General features: G+C 68.2%; 19 protein-coding genes and 1 pseudogene. 14 read left to right on the top strand and 6 right to left on the bottom strand.

Translation table 11 applies throughout. The features are described from left to right. Positions 1-50 precede the first annotated feature (50 nt). Positions 51-2,801: an NAD(P)/FAD-dependent oxidoreductase gene (locus CY658_RS20585; protein WP_180839006.1), complete on the top strand. Its 2,751-nt coding sequence runs from the start codon at positions 51-53 to the stop codon at positions 2,799-2,801. 86 nt (positions 2,802-2,887) lie between these two features. Here CY658_RS20585 and CY658_RS20580 read toward each other — a convergent pair whose 3' ends face one another. Both CY658_RS20580 and CY658_RS20575 read right to left on the bottom strand, forming a co-directional pair. Beyond that, positions 2,888-3,505 (bottom strand): DUF4337 domain-containing protein, encoded by a 618-nt coding sequence (locus CY658_RS20580; protein ID WP_101491970.1) that lies wholly within the window; start codon positions 3,503-3,505, stop codon positions 2,888-2,890. A gap of 128 nt (positions 3,506-3,633) precedes the next feature. Continuing rightward, positions 3,634-3,960: a LysR substrate-binding domain-containing protein gene (locus CY658_RS20575; RefSeq protein WP_225616983.1), complete on the bottom strand. Its 327-nt coding sequence runs from the start codon at positions 3,958-3,960 to the stop codon at positions 3,634-3,636. A gap of 325 nt (positions 3,961-4,285) precedes the next feature. Between CY658_RS20575 and CY658_RS20570 the strand changes: the two genes are divergently transcribed. From CY658_RS20570 to CY658_RS20555, 4 genes are read left to right on the top strand one after another with little or no spacing between them, the layout of a single operon-like run. Beyond that, positions 4,286-5,335, top strand: coding sequence for an SAM-dependent methyltransferase (locus tag CY658_RS20570; protein ID WP_101491968.1), 1,050 nt, complete (start codon positions 4,286-4,288; stop codon positions 5,333-5,335). Then, positions 5,335-6,126, top strand: coding sequence for a DUF1295 domain-containing protein (locus tag CY658_RS20565; RefSeq protein WP_101491967.1), 792 nt, complete (start codon positions 5,335-5,337; stop codon positions 6,124-6,126). The genes CY658_RS20570 and CY658_RS20565 overlap by 1 nt, the downstream gene beginning before the upstream one ends. After that, complete coding sequence (locus CY658_RS20560) at positions 6,123-6,755, top strand: DUF6134 family protein (protein WP_101491966.1); 633 nt, start codon at positions 6,123-6,125, stop codon at positions 6,753-6,755. The genes CY658_RS20565 and CY658_RS20560 overlap by 4 nt, the downstream gene beginning before the upstream one ends. Next, positions 6,752-7,183 carry a DUF2177 family protein gene (locus CY658_RS20555; protein WP_101491965.1) on the top strand — a complete coding sequence of 144 codons (432 nt, stop codon included), beginning with the start codon at positions 6,752-6,754 and terminating at the stop codon, positions 7,181-7,183. The genes CY658_RS20560 and CY658_RS20555 overlap by 4 nt, the downstream gene beginning before the upstream one ends. Here CY658_RS20555 and CY658_RS20550 read toward each other — a convergent pair. Together CY658_RS20550 and CY658_RS20545 are read right to left on the bottom strand one after the other, a co-directional pair. After that, positions 7,146-7,802 carry a ChrR family anti-sigma-E factor gene (locus CY658_RS20550; RefSeq protein ID WP_101491964.1) on the bottom strand — a complete coding sequence of 219 codons (657 nt, stop codon included), beginning with the start codon at positions 7,800-7,802 and terminating at the stop codon, positions 7,146-7,148. The genes CY658_RS20555 and CY658_RS20550 overlap by 38 nt on opposite strands. Before the next feature lie 2 nt (positions 7,803-7,804). Next, positions 7,805-8,383, bottom strand: a complete 579-nt coding sequence (locus CY658_RS20545; protein ID WP_257884966.1) for a sigma-70 family RNA polymerase sigma factor — start codon at positions 8,381-8,383, stop codon at positions 7,805-7,807. A gap of 230 nt (positions 8,384-8,613) precedes the next feature. Between CY658_RS20545 and CY658_RS20540 the strand changes: the two genes are divergently transcribed. Genes CY658_RS20540 through CY658_RS20530 form a run of 3 tightly spaced genes read left to right on the top strand, consistent with a single transcriptional unit; the run spans position 8,614 to position 11,974 of the window. Then, entirely contained in the window at positions 8,614-9,963 is a 1,350-nt protein-coding gene (locus CY658_RS20540) for an NAD(P)/FAD-dependent oxidoreductase (protein ID WP_101491962.1), read from the top strand. Next, on the top strand, positions 9,960-10,751 hold the full coding sequence (locus tag CY658_RS20535) for a DUF1365 domain-containing protein (RefSeq protein ID WP_101491961.1): 792 nt from the start codon (positions 9,960-9,962) through the stop codon (positions 10,749-10,751). The genes CY658_RS20540 and CY658_RS20535 overlap by 4 nt, the downstream gene beginning before the upstream one ends. Continuing rightward, complete coding sequence (locus CY658_RS20530; RefSeq protein ID WP_101491960.1) at positions 10,748-11,974, top strand: SAM-dependent methyltransferase; 1,227 nt, start codon at positions 10,748-10,750, stop codon at positions 11,972-11,974. The genes CY658_RS20535 and CY658_RS20530 overlap by 4 nt, the downstream gene beginning before the upstream one ends. 122 nt (positions 11,975-12,096) lie before the next feature. Here the strand turns inward: CY658_RS20530 and mrdA are convergent, their stop codons facing one another. Continuing rightward, positions 12,097-14,073, bottom strand: a complete 1,977-nt coding sequence (gene mrdA, locus CY658_RS20525; protein ID WP_101491959.1) for a penicillin-binding protein 2 — start codon at positions 14,071-14,073, stop codon at positions 12,097-12,099. A gap of 531 nt (positions 14,074-14,604) precedes the next feature. On the opposite strand from mrdA, the gene CY658_RS20520 reads away from it, so the two are divergent. Both CY658_RS20520 and CY658_RS20510 read left to right on the top strand, forming a co-directional pair. Beyond that, positions 14,605-15,498 carry an arginase family protein gene (locus CY658_RS20520; protein WP_101491958.1) on the top strand — a complete coding sequence of 298 codons (894 nt, stop codon included), beginning with the start codon at positions 14,605-14,607 and terminating at the stop codon, positions 15,496-15,498. Between the two features lie 623 nt (positions 15,499-16,121). Next, positions 16,122-16,526, top strand: a pseudogene (locus CY658_RS20510) (LysR substrate-binding domain-containing protein); the annotation flags it as partial. A 94-nt stretch (positions 16,527-16,620) separates the two neighbouring features. Here the strand turns inward: CY658_RS20510 and CY658_RS20505 are convergent. Then, positions 16,621-17,331 (bottom strand): GntR family transcriptional regulator, encoded by a 711-nt coding sequence (locus tag CY658_RS20505; protein WP_101491956.1) that lies wholly within the window; start codon positions 17,329-17,331, stop codon positions 16,621-16,623. Positions 17,332-17,484: 153 nt separating this feature from the next. On the opposite strand from CY658_RS20505, the gene CY658_RS20500 reads away from it, so the two are divergent. The 4 genes from CY658_RS20500 to CY658_RS20485 all read left to right on the top strand — a co-directional run bounded on the left by CY658_RS20500 (position 17,485) and on the right by CY658_RS20485 (position 21,503). Next, positions 17,485-18,339 (top strand): fumarylacetoacetate hydrolase family protein, encoded by an 855-nt coding sequence (locus CY658_RS20500; protein ID WP_101491955.1) that lies wholly within the window; start codon positions 17,485-17,487, stop codon positions 18,337-18,339. Between the two features lie 58 nt (positions 18,340-18,397). Continuing rightward, positions 18,398-19,351, top strand: a complete 954-nt coding sequence (locus CY658_RS20495; protein WP_180839005.1) for a VOC family protein — start codon at positions 18,398-18,400, stop codon at positions 19,349-19,351. A 71-nt stretch (positions 19,352-19,422) separates the two neighbouring features. Next, positions 19,423-20,337 carry an NAD(P)-dependent oxidoreductase gene (locus tag CY658_RS20490; protein WP_257884946.1) on the top strand — a complete coding sequence of 305 codons (915 nt, stop codon included), beginning with the start codon at positions 19,423-19,425 and terminating at the stop codon, positions 20,335-20,337. Beyond that, positions 20,334-21,503 (top strand): ABC transporter substrate-binding protein, encoded by a 1,170-nt coding sequence (locus CY658_RS20485; RefSeq protein WP_101491953.1) that lies wholly within the window; start codon positions 20,334-20,336, stop codon positions 21,501-21,503. The genes CY658_RS20490 and CY658_RS20485 overlap by 4 nt, the downstream gene beginning before the upstream one ends. The last annotated feature ends 7 nt before the right edge of the window (positions 21,504-21,510 follow it).

Below are 21,510 nucleotides of genomic sequence, written 5' to 3'. Positions count from 1 at the left end.
CCCCCCGGGGCATGAATGGCGACACCTTCTCACGCAGGTACCACCGACCCATGTTCAAGCCCTCTCCCGCCATTGTTTTCGCCAATTTCATGCAGCTGCCGACCATCGTGCCGAAAGCGGTGTGGCGCGCACTGCGCGTGGTGAGCATCCTCTCGGCCCTGGCCCTCGCCGTGATGCTGGCACTTCGACCCGCCACGACCATGCCCTTGTTCTGGGGGCTGATCGTGCCCTCGCTGCCGCTCGTCTTCATGCTGGCGCCCGGGCTGTGGCGCAACATCTGCCCGCTGGCCGCCATCAACCAGATACCCCGCAGGCTCGGCATCACGCGGGCACTCACGAGCCGCCGCCTGTCGCAGGGCGCGGCATTTCCGATCGGCATCGGCCTGCTGATCTCCGCGGTCGTCGCGCGCAAGCTGCTGTTCAACGGCAACGGCATGGCCACCGCCGGCCTGCTGGCTGCAGCCATGGGCGCAGCGCTCATCGGCGGGTTGCTGTTCAAGGGCAAGAGCGGCTGGTGCAGCAGTATCTGTCCCCTGCTTCCGGTGCAGCGGCTGTACGGCCAGACACCGTTCATCCGCATCGCCAACACGCACTGCGAACCGTGCGTGGGCTGCGCCAAGAACTGCTACGACCTCAACCCCGGCGCGGCGTATCTGGCCGACCAGTACGACCCGAACCCGGCGTACCGAAACTTCCGCAGCTTCTTCGCAGGCCTCTTTCCGGGCCTGATCCTCGGCTACTACCTCGTGCCTTCACCCAGCGAGATCGGCCCGGTCTCCACGGTCATGCAGATGCTGGTCTACATGGCCGCCAGCCTGACGCTCTTCAACCTCATCGAGATGCTGGGCAGCAAGACGCGCAATGTCTCGCCGGTGCTCTTCGCGGCGGCCGCGTTCTCCCTGTATTACTGGTTCACCGCCCCGCTGATCGTCAGCACCTTGAGCAGCCTGAGCGGAATGTCCATCGCCCCCGAAGTCGTCGCCACGCTGCGCGGCCTGACCATCATCGCGAGCCTGACGTGGATCGCACGGTCGCTGCAGGTCGAGCGCCTGTTCCTGCGCCGTGAATTGCGCAAGGGCGTCAGGGACGGTGCCCGGCTGGCACCGATCTTCATCGAGACGATGCGGCTGCACCGCAGCCCGAGCGATCCCGCGCGCAAGGCACCGGCCGCCGCCCTGCCGGCGAACGAGGCCGGTACGGCCGCGCCGGCGGATGCGTCTGCGCAGCCTGCAGAACTCTGCATCGACCCCGCCGGCACGAAGACCCCCCTGCGCAAGGGCCAGACACTGCTCGAAGCCCTCGAAGACTGCGGCGCTCCCATCAACGCCGGCTGCCGTTCCGGCGTGTGCGGCGCCGACCCGATCGCCGTCGTGTCGGGCGGCGAGCGGCTCGCCCCCATGGGCAGCGACGAGCGGGCGACGCTGGCCCGGCTCGGCTGCGCCGACGGCACCCGCCTGGCCTGCATGGCGCGGGTCCGCAATGCCGGGCCCATCCGCATCGACCTGAAGCGGGGGGCGGCCCCGGTGGTGCGCGAAACACGCAAGACCGAGGTCGTGCCCTTCGACCCGACGATCCGTCGCGTCGTGATCGTGGGCAACGGCGTGGCCGGCCTGACGGCGGCCGACCATGTGCGCCGTCGCCACCCCGAGTGCGAGATCCATCTCATCGGCCGCGAGAACCACAACGCCTACAACCGGATGGCCATCGCCAAGCTGATCAGCATGCCGACCGGCGTCCAGGGCCTGCACCTGCTCCCCGACCAGTGGTATGCCGAGCACCGTGTCACCGCGTGGCTCAACACGCATGTATCGAGCGTCGACACGCAGCGCCGCGAGCTCACGCTGGCCACGCGAGACACGCTGGGCTACGACCGGCTCATCCTGTGCTCGGGCAGTTCGGCGTGGGTCCCGCCGCTCGACGGCTACGGCATCGAAGGCAGCTTTGTCCTGCGCGACGCCGATGACGCGATGGCCATCCGCGACTACATGCAGCGCTTCCACGGCACCTCCGCGGTCGTCCTGGGCGCCGGCCTGCTCGGCCTGGAAGCGGCGCAGGCACTGGCGCAACTCGGGGCGCAGGTCCAGGTGCTGTCGAACAGCGGCCAGATCCTGGACCGGCAGATCGACACGCCGGCCAGCGCCTTGCTGGAAGCGCACCTGGCGACCCAGGGCATCCATGTCATCACCGAGGCCGACGCCGCGCAACTGGAGCCGGGCAGCGAGGGCCGCGTGGCGCAGATCGTGCTGAAGGACGGACGCCGGCTCCCCGCCGATGTGGTCGTGGTGTGCACCGGCGTGCGCGCCAATGTCGACATCGCGGAGTCGGCCGGCCTGACGCTCGGCCGCGGCATCGTCGTCGACGCACAGATGCGCACCAGTGCCGCCCATGTCTACGCCGCAGGCGACGTGGCCGAGTTCGAGGGCCACTCGATCCCCTTGTGGGCAGTGGCTGCCGAGCAGGGAGAGATCGCGGCCATCAATGCGCTCGGCGGCAAGCGCGTCTATCGTGGCCATGTTCCCGTGACCGCGCTGAAGGTCTCGGGCATCGACGTCCGCTCTGCGGGCTCCGTGCACGCCACGCGGCCCGGCGAGTTCGAGCTGACCCAGTCCGACCCCGCGCAGGGCATCTATCGCAAGCTGGTGGTCGCCGAGGGTCATCTCGTCGGCGCGGTGCTCGTCGGGTCACCGGACGAGGCGGACGAGATCATTCCGGCCGTGCGCGAACACGCGCCGGTCTCTTCGATCACCGCCTTGCTGGAGCGCGGGGACTGGGAACAGCATTCGGTGGCGTTGGCGGCCTAAGCTGTTCTGCAGATCGCTGAAACGACCGCGGCATCCCTGCCCCCGCTCGGTGTGGGAGACCGGTTGCCTGCATGGGGCACAAAGCCCTAGATGTGCAGCGCTGCCAGTGCGCCGATCACCACGCCTGCAGCCGCCACACCGTACATGGCGCGCTCCACCCACTTCTTCCGCGTGAGCAGCGCAATGGCCGCCAGTGCGATCGACACCTGCAACACCGTGGTGGCCTGCGCCCAGCGATGGTGCTGGTGCATCTGCTCCTCGGATTGCACGTCCCAGCGGCTGGCTTCGTCCTCCAGCTTCTTTGCGTCGGCCTGGATGTCGGTCTTCTCTTGCTCGTAGCGCGCGACCTTCTTCTCCCACCCTTGCCGACGGCCGTCGTCGGTGGCGGTGTCGCGTGCGAACTCGGCCAGCGCCTGCTTGGTGCTCTTCGACTGGAAGTAATTCCACTGGTTCGAAGCCTCGGTCTTCTTGATGGCCGCGTTGTTCTTGTAGAGGCCGGCGTTGGCCTGCGTGGCCCCGCCCATGTACGAAAAGATCGCACCCGCGGTCGCGATGGCCGCGGTGATCACGGCGATCTTTCCTGTCGTGCTCATGCCCTCGGCGGGAGAAGCCGCTGTGTCATGGCCGTGGCCGTGACCACTGGAAGCGGCGTGTTCGAGTTCGTGGTCGTGCGGGCCGTGCACGTGAAAGCCGTGTCCTGACATGAAGTTCTTTTCTTGGCGTTGTTGTTATGGAAATTTGAGGGGCGCGCGAGTATGCCCGGCCTTCATGACGAGGTGCCTCGGGGAAAGTCCCGTCGGCCCTCATGCATTGGATGCGCGCGTGCCTGGCGTCAGGCGCAAAGCACTTCGCGCAGGTGTTCGACGAAAGCGCGCGCCGCATCGGGAAGGCGCCGACCGGCCATGCTCTGCACCTCGAAATGCCGCTCGTTCATCTCGCGGTCGCGCAAGGGGAGCGCAACGATCGTCTGGTTCTCCAGTTGCTGGCGCAGTGCGAGCTCGCCGCAGAACGTCACCGCCTGGCCGTGGGCTGCGTAGTGCACCAGCGGGTAGAGATGGTCGCTGGTCAAGGCCGCCTCGAGCGGCAGGCGCTGGCGGGCGCAGCTGATGTTGAGCAGCTGGCGCAGCCCGTGCAGCCGCCTCGGTGACCGAGCCGACACGCGCCGAGAACAGTGCGACGGCCGTATCGACGAAGACCGGCTCACCGAAATCACCTGCTGGGGTCATGTGCCCCACCCGGTTCGCTGGATAGCTCCCGGATGGTTGCACCCACCTTGACCAGCACAACTACGTCCGCTTCGCAGCTATCGCTGTGCATGTCCAGTGTGTCCAGAGATCGTGGGCCTGGCCTGTGACGCCGCCAGGTGTTCGACCGCCGTACTTCGCACCATCGCCTCATTCCCCATGCGCTGAAGCCGACGCACAGTGATCCATTGCGGCCGGCCCGGCGTAGGAAGAGGAGACCCTCCTCCTGCACCCACCGCCATGCCCCAAGCCTCCAGCACCTCGACTGCCATCCATTGGGTTGAACAAGGCCTGGTGCCCGACGGCGCCGTTCGGCTGGGCGTGCGGCGGCTGCTGCGCCAGCGCCTGGTCGAGTTGGACAGCGGCGACCCGGAAGCCGTCGCCCTGCGTTCGGAGGCATTTTTCGATGGGCTGCGGGAGGCGCCGTTGGCCCTGCTGCCCGAGAAAGCCAACGAGCAGCACTACGAACTGCCCGCCGCGTTCTTCACCGGCGTGCTGGGCCCCCACCGCAAGTACAGCTGCTGCTGGTGGCCTGAAGGGGTGCAGACGCTCGAGCAGGCGGAGGCGGCAGCCTTGGCCGAGACCTGCGCACGTGCCGGCCTGGCGGATGGGCAGCGCATCCTGGAGCTGGGCTGCGGCTGGGGTTCGCTGAGCCTGTGGATGGCCGAACACTTTCCGCGCGCCCACATCACGGCGGTCTCCAATTCGCACTCGCAGCGACAGTTCATCACGGCCGAGGCCGCCGCGCGTGGCCTGGGCAACCTCGAGGTGATCACCTGCGACTTCAATGATTTCGAGACCGGCGAGCGCTTCGACCGGGTGGTGTCGGTGGAGATGTTCGAGCACCTGCGCAACTGGCCGCGCGCCTTTTCACACGTGGCCCGCTGGTTGAAACCGCAAGGGCGGTTCTTCATGCACGTCTTCGTGCACCGCGAAGCGCCCTACCCGTTCGAGGCGCGCGACGCCAGCGACTGGATGAGCCGCCACTTTTTCTCCGGCGGCATGATGCCGAGCGACGATCTCGCGTTGCGCTGCCAGGACGACCTGCGCCTGCTGCAGCGCTGGCGCAGGGACGGCCGCCACTATGCGCGGACCTCGGCCGCCTGGCTGGCGCGCATGGACGCCCGGCGCGCCACCCTCATGCCCCTGCTGGCCGCCGTCTACGGAGAGCGCGACGCGCCGGTGTGGTGGACTCGCTGGCGGCTCTTCTTCATCTCGGTGGAAGAGCTGTTCGGCTACGCCGAGGGCGGCCAGTGGTGGGTCGGTCACTACCTGTTCGAGAAACGGTGATGCTGTCGCTCGCATCCCTGGGTCTGGCGATCACCCTCTGCGTGGCGTTGCCGGTCTGGGTGTTCAGCGTCGTGGTGCGCGACGCCAGCCTGGCGGACCGGATCTGGTCCCTGATGATCGCGGCGCCGACGCTGGCCTACGCCGGCGCCTACGCCCGCGTGCTCGACGGCCGCAGCGCCTGGATGCTCGCGCTGCTGCTGCTGTGGGCTTGCCGACTGGCGCTGCACATCGGGCGTCGCAACTGGGGCCACGGCGAAGACCGCCGCTACCGGGCCATGCGTGCGCGCAACGAACCGCACTTCGGCCTGAAGAGCCTCTACCTCGTGTTCGGGCTCCAGGCGGTGCTGGCATGGATCGTCGGCTGGCCGCTGCTGGCCGCGTTCGCGCATCCGTCGCCCCTGTCCTGGCTGGATGGGCTGGCCCTGCTGCTGGTCGGCGGCGGCGTGGTTTTCGAGGCCGTGGCCGACGCCCAGCTCGCCCGCTTTCTGCGCGGCCCGCGCCGCGAGGATGCGGTGATGGACCGCGGCCTCTGGGCCTGGTCGCGCCACCCCAACTACTTCGGCGAGGCCTGCGTCTGGTGGGGCCTCGGGTTGGCAGCGCTGTCGGCGGGCGGATGGGCGGTGGCGTGGTGCCTGGCGTCTCCGCTGCTGATGACCGGCCTGCTGCTCAAGGTGTCGGGCGTGGCGCTGCTGGAGCACGACATCGCCGAGCGCCGACCTGCCTACCGCAGCTACGCGGCACGCACCAGCGCCTTCATTCCCTGGCCGCCGCGACGCGGCGCACGTCTATGAAGCACCGCGCCCTGGGGCTCATACTGGGGCTGATGCTGGCGCAGGCGACCTGCCTGGCCGCGGCACAGGAAGCTGACGAGGAAGCGGGCGAATGGCACTTCACCGCCACGCTCGATGGCAAGCCGATCGGGACCCATCGCTTTGTGGTCGGCGGCACGGCGGCGGCGCGCAGCGTCGACAGCCGCGCCCTGTTCACCGTGCGCATGCTCGGCATCCCTGTGTACCGCTATCGGCACCAGGCCGAGGAGCGATGGGCCGGCGACTGCCTGCGTGAGATGCGCACCGAGACCGACGACGACGGCACCCGCCAGCAGGTCGCGCAGCGCTTCGACGGCGACTGCCCGATGAGCTTTGCCTACTGGAATCCCCGGCTGGTGAAACAGCAGCGGCTGATCGACCCGCAGACGGGCAAGGTCGAGCCGGTGCGCTTCGAGCCGCTGCCCGATGCGACCCTCGAGGTCCGCGGTCAGCCCGTGCGTGCGCGCGGGTGGCGACTGCAGGCGGCGCAGCAGCGCATCCGCATCTGGTATGCCACCGACAGCAAACGCTGGATCGGGCTCGACGCCGACACCAAGGGCGACCACCAGCTGAGCTACCGACTGACCTCTCCTCCACGGAGCACCCCATGAAGCCATCCCCGCGTACCTTGCTTGCCGCCTACCTCGGGGCGCTCGTGTGTTTTCTGGTGCTCGATGCCGTCTGGCTGTCGGTCATGGGGCCGCGCCTGTACCAGCCCGCGCTCGGTGCGCTGATGGCGCCGCAGGTGGACTGGGCGGCGGCTGCGCTGTTCTATGCGCTCTACCTGCTCGGCCTGGTCGTCCTGGCGATCGCGCCTGCACTGGAAGCCGGCGAGCCCGCCGTGGCGTTGCGGCGCGGCGCGCTGCTCGGGCTCGTGGCCTACGCGACCTATGACCTGACGAACCAGGCCACGTTGCGCGACTGGCCCTGGGCCGTCACGGCCGCCGACCTGGCCTGGGGCACGGCCGTGAGCGGCGTGTCGGCGTGGGTCGCGACGCGCCTCACATCCCGACCAGCGCGCCGAAGAAACGCGCAATAGCCCCGTCGAAGCGCAGCCGGCCGTCCAGCGAGGCGAGGCAGATGCACTCGCTGCCGTCCTGGACCACCGGCTGGTGGTTGATCTCGGCATCGGCCGCATCGAAATCGCCGGCGCCGAACAAGGCCCGGCCATCGTGGAAGCGGCCATGCAGCACCTGGGTGAACTCCTGCCCCTGGTGCGTGTGCTGCGGCAGGTACTTGCCGGCCGCGATGCGCAGAAGAAAGACGTTGGCTTCCGGGGCCTCGGGCACTGTCACGCGGCTCCAGCGCATGCCGGGGCCGATCCAGCGCCAGGGCGTGGCGCTGCAGTGCGCGAGCGCGCGCGGCCAGCGCGCGCCGGGCGGCAGCGGTGGGGGCGCACTGACTCGCACGGGCGCGGGTTCAGCGCCTTCGTGCGCCTCGATCCGGGCCCAGGTGCGCGCCAGGGCGTCGTCGGCCAGGGGGGTCGGCGCCAGGTCGTCGAGCAGGATGCCGCCCACGGCATCGAGTGCGCGCGCGCGCTCGCGGCACAGCGGGCACAGTTCGAGGTGGCTGGCCAGGACCAGTCGCATGCCAGCGGGCATGTGGCCGGAGGCCCGGGCCAGCAGCAGGTCGTCGTCGGGGTGGTGTCGGATGTCCATCATCAATGTTCCAGCAGGCGGCGCAGCTGCGCGACCGCCAGGCGCACGCGCGACTTCACCGTGCCCAGCGGAATGCGCAGCTGGGCAGCGATGCGGGCATGCGGCGCGTCTTCAAAATAGGAAAGATGCAGCACCTGCTGCTGCTCGGGCGGGAGCAGGCGCAGCGCGCCGCGCAGGCGTTCGTTCAGGCGCGCGTCGTGCAGCTGGTCTTCGACGGCCGGGTCGTCCGAGGGGAGCAGATCGAAGTCGAACGCGTCTTCTGACGACTGCACACCCTGGCGCCGCCGCAGCGCGTCCACGCGCAGGTTCCGCGCGATGGCGAAGATCCAGGTCGTGGCGGCCGCCCGGGCCGGATCGAACAGCGCGGCCTTGCGCCAGATCGTCACCAACGCTTCCTGGGCCAGTTCTTCGGCCTGGATGGCCGGGCTGCCGCTGTGCATCAGGTAGTGCTTGATGCGCGGCGCGAAATGCGAGAACAGCTGCGCGAACGCGTCCCGGTCTTGCTGCTGCGCCACAGCCACCATCGCCTGGGCCCAGAGATCGTCGGGGCGGGCAGGCGGCGGGGAATCGGGGGAGACCACGGTCAAGAGGGACGCTCGTCGACTGCGGGGCACCGGAGTGCCCGCAGAGGGGTTGGACGGATCGGGAGCAGCGGCCATGTCCTGTCATACGCAAAGGAGCGGCGTTCGGATCATCGCAGCGACACGCGGGCAATCCAAATGACCATTTCCTGCGTACAGGCAGCAAGACTCGCCAAAGGCTCCCCATGCTGCCTCCTCTCGCCCCGCTTGCCCCGCCTGCCGCCTTGCCGATGCCTGCTTCGGTGTCCTCCGGCCAGCGCATCGCCGTCGTCGGCACCGGCATCGCGGGCCTGTCCTGCGCCTGGTTGCTGTCCCAGCGCCACGAGGTCACGGTGTTCGAGAGCGAGCCCCGACTGGGCGGCCACAGCCATACCGTGGACGCGCCGGGCCGGGACGGCAGCGTGCCGGTGGACACCGGCTTCATCGTCTACAACGAGCCCGCGTACCCGAACCTCACCGCGTTGTTCCAGCACCTGGCCGTGCCGACCGCGGCCTCGGACATGTCGTTCGCCGTGAGCCTGGACGCCGGTGGGCTCGAATACGCCGGCACCGACCTGCGCGGCTTGTTCGCGCAAAAGCGCAACCTGGCGCGCCCCCGCTTCTGGGCCATGCTGCGCGACCTGCTGCGGTTCTACCGCGAGGCACCGCGCGATGCGCAGGTCGCAGGCGACCAGGCGCTCGACGACTACCTGGATGCCCACGGCTACGGTCGCGCGTTTCGCGACGACCACCTCTACCCGATGGCTGCGGCCATTTGGTCCACGCCGGCGGCGCAGGTCGGTCGCTACCCGGTCGCGGCCTTTGTGCGCTTCTGCGAGAACCATGGACTGCTGCAGGTCAGCAACCGCCCCACATGGCGCACCGTGGTGGGCGGCAGCCGCGAATACGTGCGGCGCCTCAGCCAGCCTTTCGCCGACCGCCTCCAGCTGGACCGGGCCGTGCTCGAACTGCATCGCGAGCCGGCGGGTGTGCGGCTTCGCACCAACGCCGGCTGGTGGCCCGAGCGCTTCGACCAGGTCGTGCTGGCCACCCATGCGGACCGCTCGCTCGCACTGCTCGACGCACCCACCGCTGCCGAGCAGGCCCTGCTCGGTGCCCTTCCCTACAGCCGCAACCTGGCCGTGCTGCACCGCGACCCCGCCCTGATGCCGGCGCGGCGCGCCGTGTGGTCGAGCTGGAACTACCTCGGCACGCGCGGCAGCGGAGCCACCCCGACGGTGACCTACTGGATGAACCGGCTGCAGCCCCACCTGCCGCAGGGCGCGGCGGCCGAGCCGCTGTTCCTGACCCTGAACCCCGCGATCGCCCCGCGGCCCGAGCACCTGATCCGCACCGAGGTCTACGACCACCCGCTGTTCGATGCCGCGGCCATGGCCGCGCAGCGCCAGCTGTGGCAGCTGCAGGGCCAGCGCCGCACCTGGTTCTGCGGCGCCTACTTCGGCGCCGGCTTCCACGAGGACGGATTGCAGGCCGGCCTGGCCGTCGCCGAAGCGCTCGGCGGCGTGCGCCGGCCCTGGCGCGTGGCGCAGGAGTCCGGGCGCATCCACCTGCCGCAACGCGCGCAGGCCGTCGCCTCATGAACGCACACGAAGGCTCCGCGCTCTACATCGGGCGCGTCATGCACCAGCGGCTGCGGCCGAAGCGGCATCGGCTGAGCTACCGGGTCTACAACCTGCTGGTCGACATCGACGAACTGCCGCAGCTGCACGCCCGGTTGCGCTGCTTCTCGGTGGACCGGTTCAACCTGTTCAGCTTTCATGCCGCCGACCATGGCGACGGCTCGGGCCGCGACCTGCGGGCCCAGGTGGAGACGCGGCTGCGCGAGGCCGGCCTTCCGACCGGCGGCGCGATCCGGCTGCTGGCCATGCCGCGGCTGCTCGGCCATGTGTTCAACCCGCTCAGCGTCTGGTTCTGCCATGCACCCGGCGGCGCGCTGCAGGCGCTGCTGTACGAGGTCAACAACACCTTCGGGCAGCGGCACAGCTACCTGATCCCGGTCGCTGACGACGACGGCGCGCCCCTCATCGAGCAGCACTGCGACAAGCAGATGTACGTCTCTCCCTTCAACGGCATGGACCTGCACTACCGCTTTCGCATCGCGCCGCCGGGCGAGGCGGTCTCGGTCGGCATCAGCGTGCACGACGCGGCCGGTGCCGTGCTCAATGCGCGGCTCGACGGCCAGCGTGCGCCCTTGAGCGACCTGGCGCTGCTGCGCGTGTTCGTCACCCATCCGTTGCTGACCCTCAAGGTGGTGGCCGCCATCCACTGGCAGGCCCTGCGCCTGTGGATCAAGCGCGTGCCGCTGCACCCGCGACCAGCGGCCCCCGAGCGCGACCTCACCATCGTTTCTTCGAACAAGACCCCATGAGCCTGACCACACCTTCCGCCCCCGCCCTCGGTGCCGCGCCGTTCTTCTCGCCGCTGCGCCGGCTGGTGGCCCACACGCGTTTCGGCCGGCTGACCTTGAGCCTGCCGGGCGGCCGGTGCATCGAAGTGGCCGGCCGCGAACCCGGGCCGCACGCGAGCCTGCGCCTGTTGAGCTGGCGCCCGCTGCTGCGCCTGGCGCTGCAAGGCGATCTGGGCCTGGCCCTGTCGTTCCGCGATGGCGAGTGGGAAAGCCCGGACCTGCTGGCCCTGTTCGAATTCGGCCTGGCCAACGAGTCGGCCTGGGGATCGCTGCTCAAGGGGCGCGCGCTGACGCGCTGGGCTGCGCGGCTGCGGCACCTGACCCGCAGCAACAGCCGGCGCGGAAGCCGGCACAACATCGCGTTCCACTACGACCTGGGCAACGCGTTCTACCGGCACTGGCTGGACGACAGCATGCTGTATTCGAGCGCGATGTTCAGCGACGCCGACGACGACACGCTGGAAGCCGCCCAGGCGCGTCGCCTCGATGCCATCGCCCATATGCTCGACACCCCGCAAGGGGCCGACGTGCTCGAGATCGGCTGCGGCTGGGGCACACTGGCCGCGAGCCTCGCCCGCCGACACGCAGCGCGCGTCACCGGCGTCACGCTGTCGAGCGAGCAACTGGCCTTCGCCCGCGAACGCGCGCAAGTCTGGCGCGTGGCCGACCGCGTCGACCTGCGGCTGCAGGACTACCGCGACGTGCAAGGCCGCTTCGACCGCATCGTGTCCATCGAGATGATCGAGGCCGTCGGCGAGGCCTACTGGCCCACCTACTTCGTCACCTTGCGCGAGCGCCTCAAGCCCGGTGGCGTCGTGGTGCTGCAGGCGATCACGATCGCCGATGCGCAGTTCGACAGCTACCGCCAGGGGGCTGATTTCATCCAGCATTGCATCTTTCCCGGCGGCATGCTCCCCAGTCCGCGCGTGCTGCGGGAACAAGCGCAGCGCGCAGGGTTGGTGATCGAGGCGTCCCATTGCTTCGGCAAGGACTACGCACGAACCCTGGCGGAGTGGCGTCGCCGGTTCCTCACCGCCTGGCCGCAGATCGAGCCACTCGGTTTCGACGCCGCGTTCAAGCGCTTGTGGACCTACTACCTCTCCTACTGCGAGGCCGGCTTCCGCGCGGGGCTCGTTGATGTCGGCCTCTACCGGTTGCGCGCGGCTGAAGCCGGACCCGCCTGATTCGTCGGCGCAGCCTGAACCGAGCCGACTGTCGGCGTCCGGGACACAACGATGCCAATTTGGCGGTCGCGTCAGCTTTGCGCGCCGAAAAACCCCATGTCATTGCACATTCGCCCGGCCTCTTAAAGCACTGAAGCTTCACCGGCCTGCGCATCGGCGTCCAGCATCGGCACCTCACTGGCCGCCAACGGCTTGCCGATGGGCGCCCCGGCCTTCCCCACCTGGACCGCCGCCATGTCGGCATCGTTCGGGTACTGCCCCGCAATCCAATAGTCGAACACCCGTCGCACGATCGGCGCCGCATGCGCCGCACCGAAGCCCGCGTTCTCGACGATCGCCGCCACGGCAATGGTCGGGTCTTCGGCTGGGGCAAACGCCATGTACAGCGCGTGATCGCGCTGGCGCGCATCCAGTGCCTTGCCGCTCGCGCGCGCCTTCGGACTCAGGCCCACGGCCTGCGAGGTGCCCGTCTTGCCGGCCGAGGTGTACGCCGCGCCCGCAAACACGCGCGTGCCGGTGCCGCCCTTGGTCACCGCCACCATCGCATCGCGCACCACCTCGACGTGCTTGCGCGCATAGCCCAGGTCCTGGGCCGGAGGCTGCACCTGCCGCACCACCGCGCCGCTCGCCGTGTCGCGAATGGCGCGCACCAGGTGCGGCTGGTAGCGCACGCCGCCGTTCGCCAGCGTGGCGTTGGCCGACGCCAGCTGCAGCATCGTGAAGTTGTTGTAGCCCTGCCCGATGCCCAGTGAAATCGTCTCGCCCGGGTGCCAGGTCTTCATGTCGGCGCGGCGGTAGGCCGCGCGCTTCCATGCCTTGCTCGGCAGCACGCCGCGCGACTCGCCCTGCAGGTCGATGCCTGTGAACTGTCCGAAACCCAGCGGCGCCATGAAGTCGTGAATGAGGTCGACGCCCATCTCGCTGGCCAGCGAATAGAAATACGTGTTGCTCGAAAACTGGATGGCGCGGTGCATGTCGACGCCGCCCAGCCCGCCCCGATGGCTGCGGAACGTACGCCCGCCGAAGTTGTAGAAGCCCGGGTCGTTCTCCACCTTATCTGCCGTGCGCTTTCCGGTCTGCAGTGCCGCCATCGCCATGAAGGGCTTGTAGGTCGAGCCCGGCGGGTAGGTGCCGCGCAGTGCGCGGTTCAGCAGCGGGTTGTCGGGCGACTCGATCAGCGCCTTCCAGCTCTCCGTGTCGATGCCCTCGACGAACAGGTTGGGATCGAACGTCGGCTTGCTCACGAAGGCCAGCACCTCGCCGGTCTTCGGGTCGATGGCGACCAGCGCGCCCCGGCGCTCGCCGAACATGTCTTCCACCAGCTTCTGCAGCTTGATGTCGAGCGACAGCATCACCGTGTCGCCGGGTTTGGCGGGATGACGGGCCAGGCGGCGGACCGCGTGCCCGCCGGCTGAAGTTTCCATCTGCTCCACACCGGTCTGGCCGTGCAGCGCCTGTTCGTAGCTCTGCTCGATGCCGACCTTGCCGATGTAGTCGGTGCCCCGGTAGTTGGCACGCTCGTCTTCGGCCCAGTCGTCCATCGCGGTTTTCTCGCGCTGGTTGATGCGGCCGATGTAGCCGATCACGTGCGCGCCCACCTCGCCATACGGATAGGTGCGAAACAGCCGCGCCTTGATTTCCACGCCTGGGAAGCGGTAGCGCTGCGCCGCAAAGCGCGCCACCTCTTCATCGCTCAGGCGGGTGCGGATGGGAAGGGAGTCGAAGCTGCGCGAATCTTCGCGCAGGCGCTGAAAGCGGCGACGGTCCTTGGGCGTCACCTCGACCAGCCCGCCCAACTCGTCGATGACGGTGGTGATGTCGCCCACCTTCGACGGCGTGATCTCCAACGTGTACGCCGCGTAGTTGGACGCCAGCACCACGCCGTTGCGGTCCAGGATCTGCCCGCGGTTGGGCACCACCGGAACGATCGCCGTGCGGTTGTTCTCGGCCCGCCCTGACAGCTCGTCGTGCCGCACCACCTGCAGGAAAACCAGCCGTGCGCCGATCAGTCCGAAGCCGAACAGCACCGCGCAGCCGACCACCACCACACGGCGGCGAAAAAGTGCGAGCTCGGCGGCGGCGTTGCGGATTTCATTCATCTAGCGAAAGGGGATGGGGGGATGGGGAACAGAAGAAGTGGCGTAAAGCCCGATAGGAGGCCCTGTGCGCCCGAAGGTTCCGCGACCCGACTGTCATTCGACGAATGAACGCGCAGGAAAAAGTCAGCCAATGCGGCCGACGGCGGTTTGCGAAGTTTTCAAGTCACCGGACCGCGCTCCCACGCGTGCCACAGATGCATTCACCGTCCGGCCTGTGCAAGCTGATTCCGGGAGCAGCCAAGAAGCATGCCCAAGGCGGACGATGACCAACGCACCTGCATGTGGCCCGGCCGCCGCAGCGACTGCAGGACGAAAAAGCAGGTTGGCAACCCGTCCGAGTCGACCAAATATTCAGGTGGACGTCATGGAATTTGCGCAGCACAACGAAAAGGGTGTGACAGCGATGAAAGTACTCCAGAGTTGCGTCTGACCTGAGATGCCAGTTATGGTGGAGCGCTCGTCCGCGAGCCGGAGGGCCACAAAGATACAGGCAGTGACCCGCTCCGCAAACGGTCTCTCACGGAGGCGCCTATGCCGACCCTTCGCTATGCAATTCTCGAAGCCCCTTCCACGTTGGGCCTGGCGACGGACGGCGTAGAGCGCTTGCCCGACCAGCTCCTCGCCCTCGGCCTTGCGCAGCGCATCCGTGCACGCCACGCCGGGCGGCTCGCTGTGCCTCCGAAGGACCCCACGCCCGACGCCGAGACGGGCACCCTGAATGCCAGGGCCATTGCGGCGTGGTCGCCCCAGCTCGCCGACGCGGTGGAAGCGGTGCTCGACGCGGGCGAGTTTCCGATCGTTCTGGGCGGTGATTGCACGATCGTGCTGGGCTCGATGCTCGCGCTTCGACGGCGTGGCCGCTACGGCCTGCTCTTCATCGACGGCAACGCCGATTTCTTCCAGCCCGAGGCGGAACCGAATGGCGAAGGCGCCTCGATGGACCTGGCCTTCGTCACCGGCTATGGACCGGCACAGCTGACCGACATCGAAGGTCGCGGTCCTCTGGTCCGTCCCGAAGACACTGTCGCGTTCGCGTATCGCGATCACAAGGATCAGGAAGCATACGGAAGCCAGCCGCTCCCCAAGGAACTCAAGGCGATCGACCTTCCCGCCGTGCATGCGATGGGCATCGAGGCCGCCGCGCGCGAAGCGGTCGCGCACTTGAAGCGAGAGGAACTCGACGGCTTCTTCATCCATCTCGATGCCGATTGCCTCGACGACGCGATCATGCCCGCCGTCGATTTCCGCGTGCCGGGCGGGCTGTCATGGAACGAACTGGAGGCCGCGCTTCGGGTGGCCCTGGCGAGCGGGAAGGCCGTCGGCCTCGAGGTCACCATCTACAACCCGCGCCTTGATGAGGACGGCAGCGCCGGGCGCGGCCTAGCCGATGTGCTGGCCGCAGCGCTCGGAGCCGCAGCGTCTTGAACACAGCGCGCAACGTCGGCTTGCCGGCGCAGTGGGGCACGCTTTGAACGACAGACTTTGGGTCGTTTGCCGACTGGCTGCTTCAGATCGCGCCGAATTCTGATTCAGGGCTTCCCCAATCTAGCTTTGGATGCCATCCAATCTCATCGGACGTCCTTGCACGACAGATGGCCGATCTCCCAATGAAAAAGGGCGTTCACTGAACTTCAGTGAACGCCCTTGGTCGTTGTGATGGGCTGGGGTCTACTGAATGATGTCCTGGAACGCCTACATCTACTGGGAATCTGGATCTCTTTCTTTGGTTTGTTCCCCGCTTTGTTCCCCGGTCTTCGTCTGGCAATAGCCTACGGCCCACGTCAGGGTACTTGCCCGTCCTTAGCCCCAAAGCGCTCCGCGATGACATCAGCGACGGCCTTGCTCGGCGAACGTCGTCAACATTGTTGCAAAATGTTCTCCAACCCTATTCGAAGGTTTCGGAGGGGAATCAATGGAGAGACGGCGCAAGTCCAGCATGGCCGAGGAACTCATGGATCTGGTGGCCTTGATGCCCTGATGGGCGGGCGTGGTGTTGGCACTCGTCAGCTACTGGGTGTTGCATGCCATTGCCACGCGTCCCCTGCCCGTGGCGCAGCCCGAAGCTGCTGGAAAGCATCGCGACGCCGCAGGTGCCTGCTGATCTTGCACTGCTGCCCAGCCTCGGTCTGGGCGTGCCACAGGGAGAGCATGTGTGGGCCCTGTTCGGCCCCGATGGCAGCCAGGTGGCAGTCCACCATCAGCCGCGCCTGATCACTCGCGGCATGCTGGCTCTGCGAGCGGCGGCCACTGCCGGCCTGGGCGTGGTCCAGCTACCAACCATGATGGTGCGTGAACACTTTGTCCGGGGCGAGCTCGCGCAGGTGCTTCCTGGCTGGGCTCCACGCCGCGAGATCGTTCATGCGGTGTTCTCCTCACGCCGCGGTCAGTTGCCCTCTGTGAGGGCGCTGATAGATTTTCTGGTCGCGAGTTTTGCGGCGCTCGACGAGGACTGAGTTGCGTTAGAACCCCCTCGCGTGCCCCCAGTCGGCCGTGTGGCGCCCCTACCGCCATTAAAGCCCCAGCTGCAAGGGTCGCCAGCGGCAGGCGTCAGCGCATCGGCGCGCCGCCTTCATCCAGGATGATCTGCGCCGTCAGGTGGATGTGCGCCTTGAGCAGCCGCTCCGCCTCCACGCAGTTGCGCGCGAGCGCAGCCTTCATGATCGCCTCGTGCTCGCCGAGGTCGTCGCGCGGCGCCTTGAGGTAGCGCGTCGACAGCTTGCGATAGCGGTCCGCACGGTCGTACAGCTGCGCGCGCAACTGCAGCAGCACCTTGTTGCCGCAGGCGCCGACCAGCATGGCGTGGAAATGGTTGTGCCGCTCTTCCCAGCCCGGGTCGATCGAGTGGCCGTCGCCGGCGAGCTTGTGCGCCTTCTGCAGCCGGTGATAGGCGCCCAGCACCGAGGCCTCCCAGTCATCGTCCCCTTTCGCGATGGCCCAGCGCAGGGCCAGCGCCTCGATCTCCGCGCGGGTGGCCGTGAGCTCCAGCAGTTCATCGCGGCTGACCGGCGCGACAGAGAAACCGCGCTGGTCTTCCAGCGTCACCAGCCCCTCGCTCACGAGTCGCATCAACGCCTCTCGGATCGGCGTCTGGCCCGCGCCGATGGCTTCGGCCAGGGTCGAGATCACAAGCCGCTCTCCGGGCGGCATGTGGCCATGAACGATGTCGTTGCGCAAGCGGGCCAGCAGTTGCGTGGCCTGGGTGCGTTTGATGCCCGGGGCGGGCGGTGGCGGTTCGCGAAGCGTGCTGAGGGTGGACATGGGGAATGGGCTTTCAGTCGGAGATCAGCGCGGTCAAGAGGCAGCACGCCAGTCGACCACGCGCGGCAACAACGCCGCATTCGGGTTTATACGAATTAATCAATGATCTACGATAGCTATGATTTTATAAAATCCCGACAACTGGACGAACTCATGAAAATCCTATCCTACTCGCTTGGCGACCGCACCGGCCTCGCCGTTCACACCGATGGCCGCTGGCTCGATCTGGCCTCTCGATCCGCCACGATTCCCGACGACGTGGCCGCCTTGCTGGCACTGCCCGACTGGCGCACACGGCTGGCCGACGCCCTGCGCGACGCGCCCGCGCTCGACCTGGCAAGCGTGCAACTGCTGCCGCCGGTGCGCACCGGCCAGAAGATCCTGTGCGTGGGCCTGAACTACCTGGACCACGTGGCCGAAAGCCCGTACAAGCAGCCCACGTACCCCACCTTCTTCCTGCGGGTGGCTTCGTCCCTGATCGGACATGAGCAGCCGCTGATCAAGCCGCTCGCCAGCGACGAGCTCGACTACGAAGGCGAGTTGGTCGCGGTCATCGGCAGCACCGCGCGGCATGTGTCGCCGGAACGCGCGCTCGAGCATGTGGCCGGCTACACGGTCTTCAATGAAGGCTCGGTGCGCGACTACCAGTTCAAGGCGCCGCAATGGACCATGGGCAAGAACTTCGACGGCACCGGCGCCTGCGGCCCGTGGTTCGTCACCGCGGACGAGCTGCCGGCCGGTGCGAAGGGGCTGCAGTTGGTGACGCGCGTCAACGGCGTGGTCGAACAGAAGGCCAGCACCGAAGACATGCTGTTCGACGTGGCCATGCTGATCTCTCTGGCCAGCGATGTGATGACGCTGCTTCCGGGCGACATGCTGGTCACCGGCACGCCCGCCGGCGTGGGCTTCGGCAAGAAGCCGCAGGTCTACCTGCGCGCCGGCGATGTCTGCGAGGTCGAGATCGAGCGCATCGGCACGCTGCGCAACACGGTCCAAGCCGAGCGCTGAGCGCCTCACGCCCCGCTGTCGCCTTTCGCCTTTCTTTCGACTCACGAGGATCGCCGCCATGCCCGCCGCTGATATTGCCTACGTCATCTTCGACCACGAGGACCTGGACCTCACCGGACGCTTCTTCGCCGACTTCGGCCTCGTGCCGAGCTACGAGACGGCCGACGAGATCGGCTTGCGCGCCGCATCGGCGCTCAGCGACTGTTACATCGCGCGCAAGGCGCAAGGGCGCCCGGGGCTGGCAGCGATCGGCATGCGCGCCGACCGCATGGAGATGCTGGCGCAGGTGGCCGAATTTCCCGAAGCCTCCCCGGTGGAGCCGATCGAGCGGCCCGGCGGCGGCTGGCGCGTGCGCCTGCGCAGCCCCGACGGGCTGCCGTTCGAGCTGGTCCACGGCATCGAACCCCATCGCGCCGAACTGCCGTGCCGCGAGCCGCTGCGCATCAACCACGGCCAGGCCAAGGTCCGCTACGGCGAATGGCAACGGCCCGAGTTCGAGGCGACGCCGGTGCTGCGCCTGGGCCACGTAGCCATCCTGACGCCCGACTTCCGGCGCAACGCCGAGTGGCTGCAATCGCGCTTCGGCATGGCGCCGTCCGACCTGCTGTTCGACGGGCAGCCGGAGAATTTGCTGGGCGGTTTCTTCCACTGCAAGGGCGCGGCGCGCTGGACTGACCACCACACGCTCGCGCTGTTCCCGGGCGATGAAGCGCGTGTGCACCACACCTCTTTCGAGGTGCAGGACATGGACGCCCAGTTCCTGGGCAACAAGTGGCTGCTCAAGCGCGGATGGCGTCCCTTCTGGGGCGTCGGGCGCCACATCCTGGGCAGCCAGGTGTTCGACTACTGGTACGACCCCGACGGCAACCTGGTCGAGCACTTCACCGACAGCGACCTTGTCCAGCCCGGCTGCACGCCGGGCCTGCATCAGGTCGATGACGACGCGCTCGCGCAGTGGGGACCACCCATGCCCGTGTCCGCGTTCATCGACCCCTGGCACACGCCGCGCTGAGGCGACGTCCCCGCGCCGGGAGCCGCGAGCTCCCTCCCTTTTTTGCTTTCCTTTTCCCAAAGGTGTCTACCGTGACCTCTTCAGAGATCGGCTGGATCGGCGTGGGCGCCATGGGCGCGCCCATGTGCCTGAACCTCCTGCGTGCCGGCCATCGCCTCACTGTCTGCGACCGGGACTCGGCGCGCGTCGCGTCGATGGTTGCGGCGGGCGCGACCGCGGCCGACTCACCGCGCGAGGTGGCCGCGCGCGCCGACGTCGTCTTCTCGACCATCTTCGACGACCAGGGTCTGCGCGACATCGTCGCAGGCCCCAACGGCCTGGCCGCAGGCGCCCGGCCGCAGGCTGCCTACATCGACATGAGCACCGTGTCGCCCGCCGCCTCGGCCGACGTGGCACGGGTGCTCGCGGAACGCGGCGTGGACTACCTGCGCGCGCCCGTGTCGGGCACCGTGACGCTGGCCAGCAGCGCCCGGCTCAGCACCTTCGTCTCGGGCCCGCCCGAAGTCTTCGAGCGCCTGCGCCCGCTGCTCGCCGTGCTGACAGCGCGGCAGCGCCATGTCGGCACCGGCGAAGAAGCCCGCGTCGTCAAGCTGCTGATCAACCTCATGGTGTTCATGAGCACCGCCGTGCTCGGCGAGGCGATCGACTTCGGTGAGCGTGCCGGCCTGACGCGCGACACGATCCTCGACGCAGTGAACGACAGCATCGTCGCCAGCGCGCACTACGCCGGCAAGGCCGAAAAGATCGCGCACCGCGACTACGCACCGGTCGGCCCGATCTCGCTCGTCGTGAAGGACATGGACCTCGCCCTTGCCGTGGCGAACCACCACCAGGCCGCGCTGCCCATCGCCGCGCAGGTGCGGCAATCGCTCGCGCTCATGCAGGCGCAGGGCCTGGCCGGGCTCGACGTGGCCGCACTCGCCGACCTGCCCGCGCTGCTGCGTTCCCTCTCACCCATCCAAGACCGACAAGGAGACACCCCATGACACATCGCCCCCATTCCCCTCTTCCCACTCTTTCACGCCATCCACTGCAGGCCACGCTGCTGGCCTTCGCGCTGGCGGCATCGGCTTCGACCGGCTTCGCGCAAAGCGCACCGTCCGGCGAACCGATCCGCGTCGGCGCCCTGCTCTCGACCACCGGCGGCCTCGCGGCTGTCGGGCTGCCCGAACGCGAAGGCGTGCTGCTGGCGCAGAAGGTGGTCAATGCGCGCGGCGGCATCAACGGCCGGCCGCTCGAGATCGTGCTCGAGGACGACGGCTCCAGCCCCGACTCGGCCGTCGCCAAGGCCAACGCGCTGATCCACACGCAGAAGGTGCGCGCCATCATCGGCCCGTCGGGCATTGCGCAGACCGTGGCCATCGGCGGCCTCACGCAGGCGCAAAAGCTGCCGCTCGTGGCGTTCAGCGGCATCGGCCCGGCGGTCGAGCGCGAGCGCAGTTGCGTGTTCCACATGACGCCCTCGCAGGAACTCAACGCGCGCGCCGTGTTGTCGTATGCCCGTGATACAGGCGCCAAGCAGGTGGGCGTGCTGCACGACTCCGGCTACGGCCAGGTGATCTGGAACGCCATGAAGGACCTGGGCCGCGAGTACGGCGTCACCTTCGTGCAGGTCGAGAAATTTGAGATCGCCGCCACCGACGTCACCACGCAGGCCGCGAAGCTGCGTGCCGCCAACCCCGACGCGATCATCGTCGTCTCCACCTCGGCCACGCCGTTCCGCAACGTCCGGCAGGTCCGCATCAACGCACCGATCATTGCCGTGCACGGCACCGCGAGCTACGAGCTCGTCAAGGCCATGGGCGACGCCGCCGACAACGTGATCCATTCCGAGTTCCTGGTGGCCGAAGACCCGCTGCCCTCGCAGAAGGAATTCGTCGACGCCTACAAGAAGGAGTACGGCAAGCTGCCCAAGCACTTCTCGGCTGCGGGCTGGGACGCGGTGATGGCACTGGCTGAATCCATCAAGGCCAACGGCGCCGACACCAGCAACGAGAAGCTATGCGCGGCCATGCGCCGTCCCTACGCGGGCGTGACCACGCGCTACGACTTCGCCGCACCCGACATGGGCGGCATGACGCTGGCCGGCTTCACGTACTCGAAGCTGGTCAAGGGCCAGTTCACCCGGCTCGACTACAAGGCCGCCAAGTAGGCCGCAC

The sequence above is a fragment of the Variovorax sp. RO1 genome (genome assembly GCF_002849325.1).
Taxonomy (GTDB): Bacteria; Pseudomonadota; Gammaproteobacteria; order Burkholderiales; family Burkholderiaceae_C; genus Variovorax.
The sequence above is the reverse complement of the archived record's forward strand: the minus strand, read 5'-3'. Positions and strand labels throughout refer to the sequence as shown.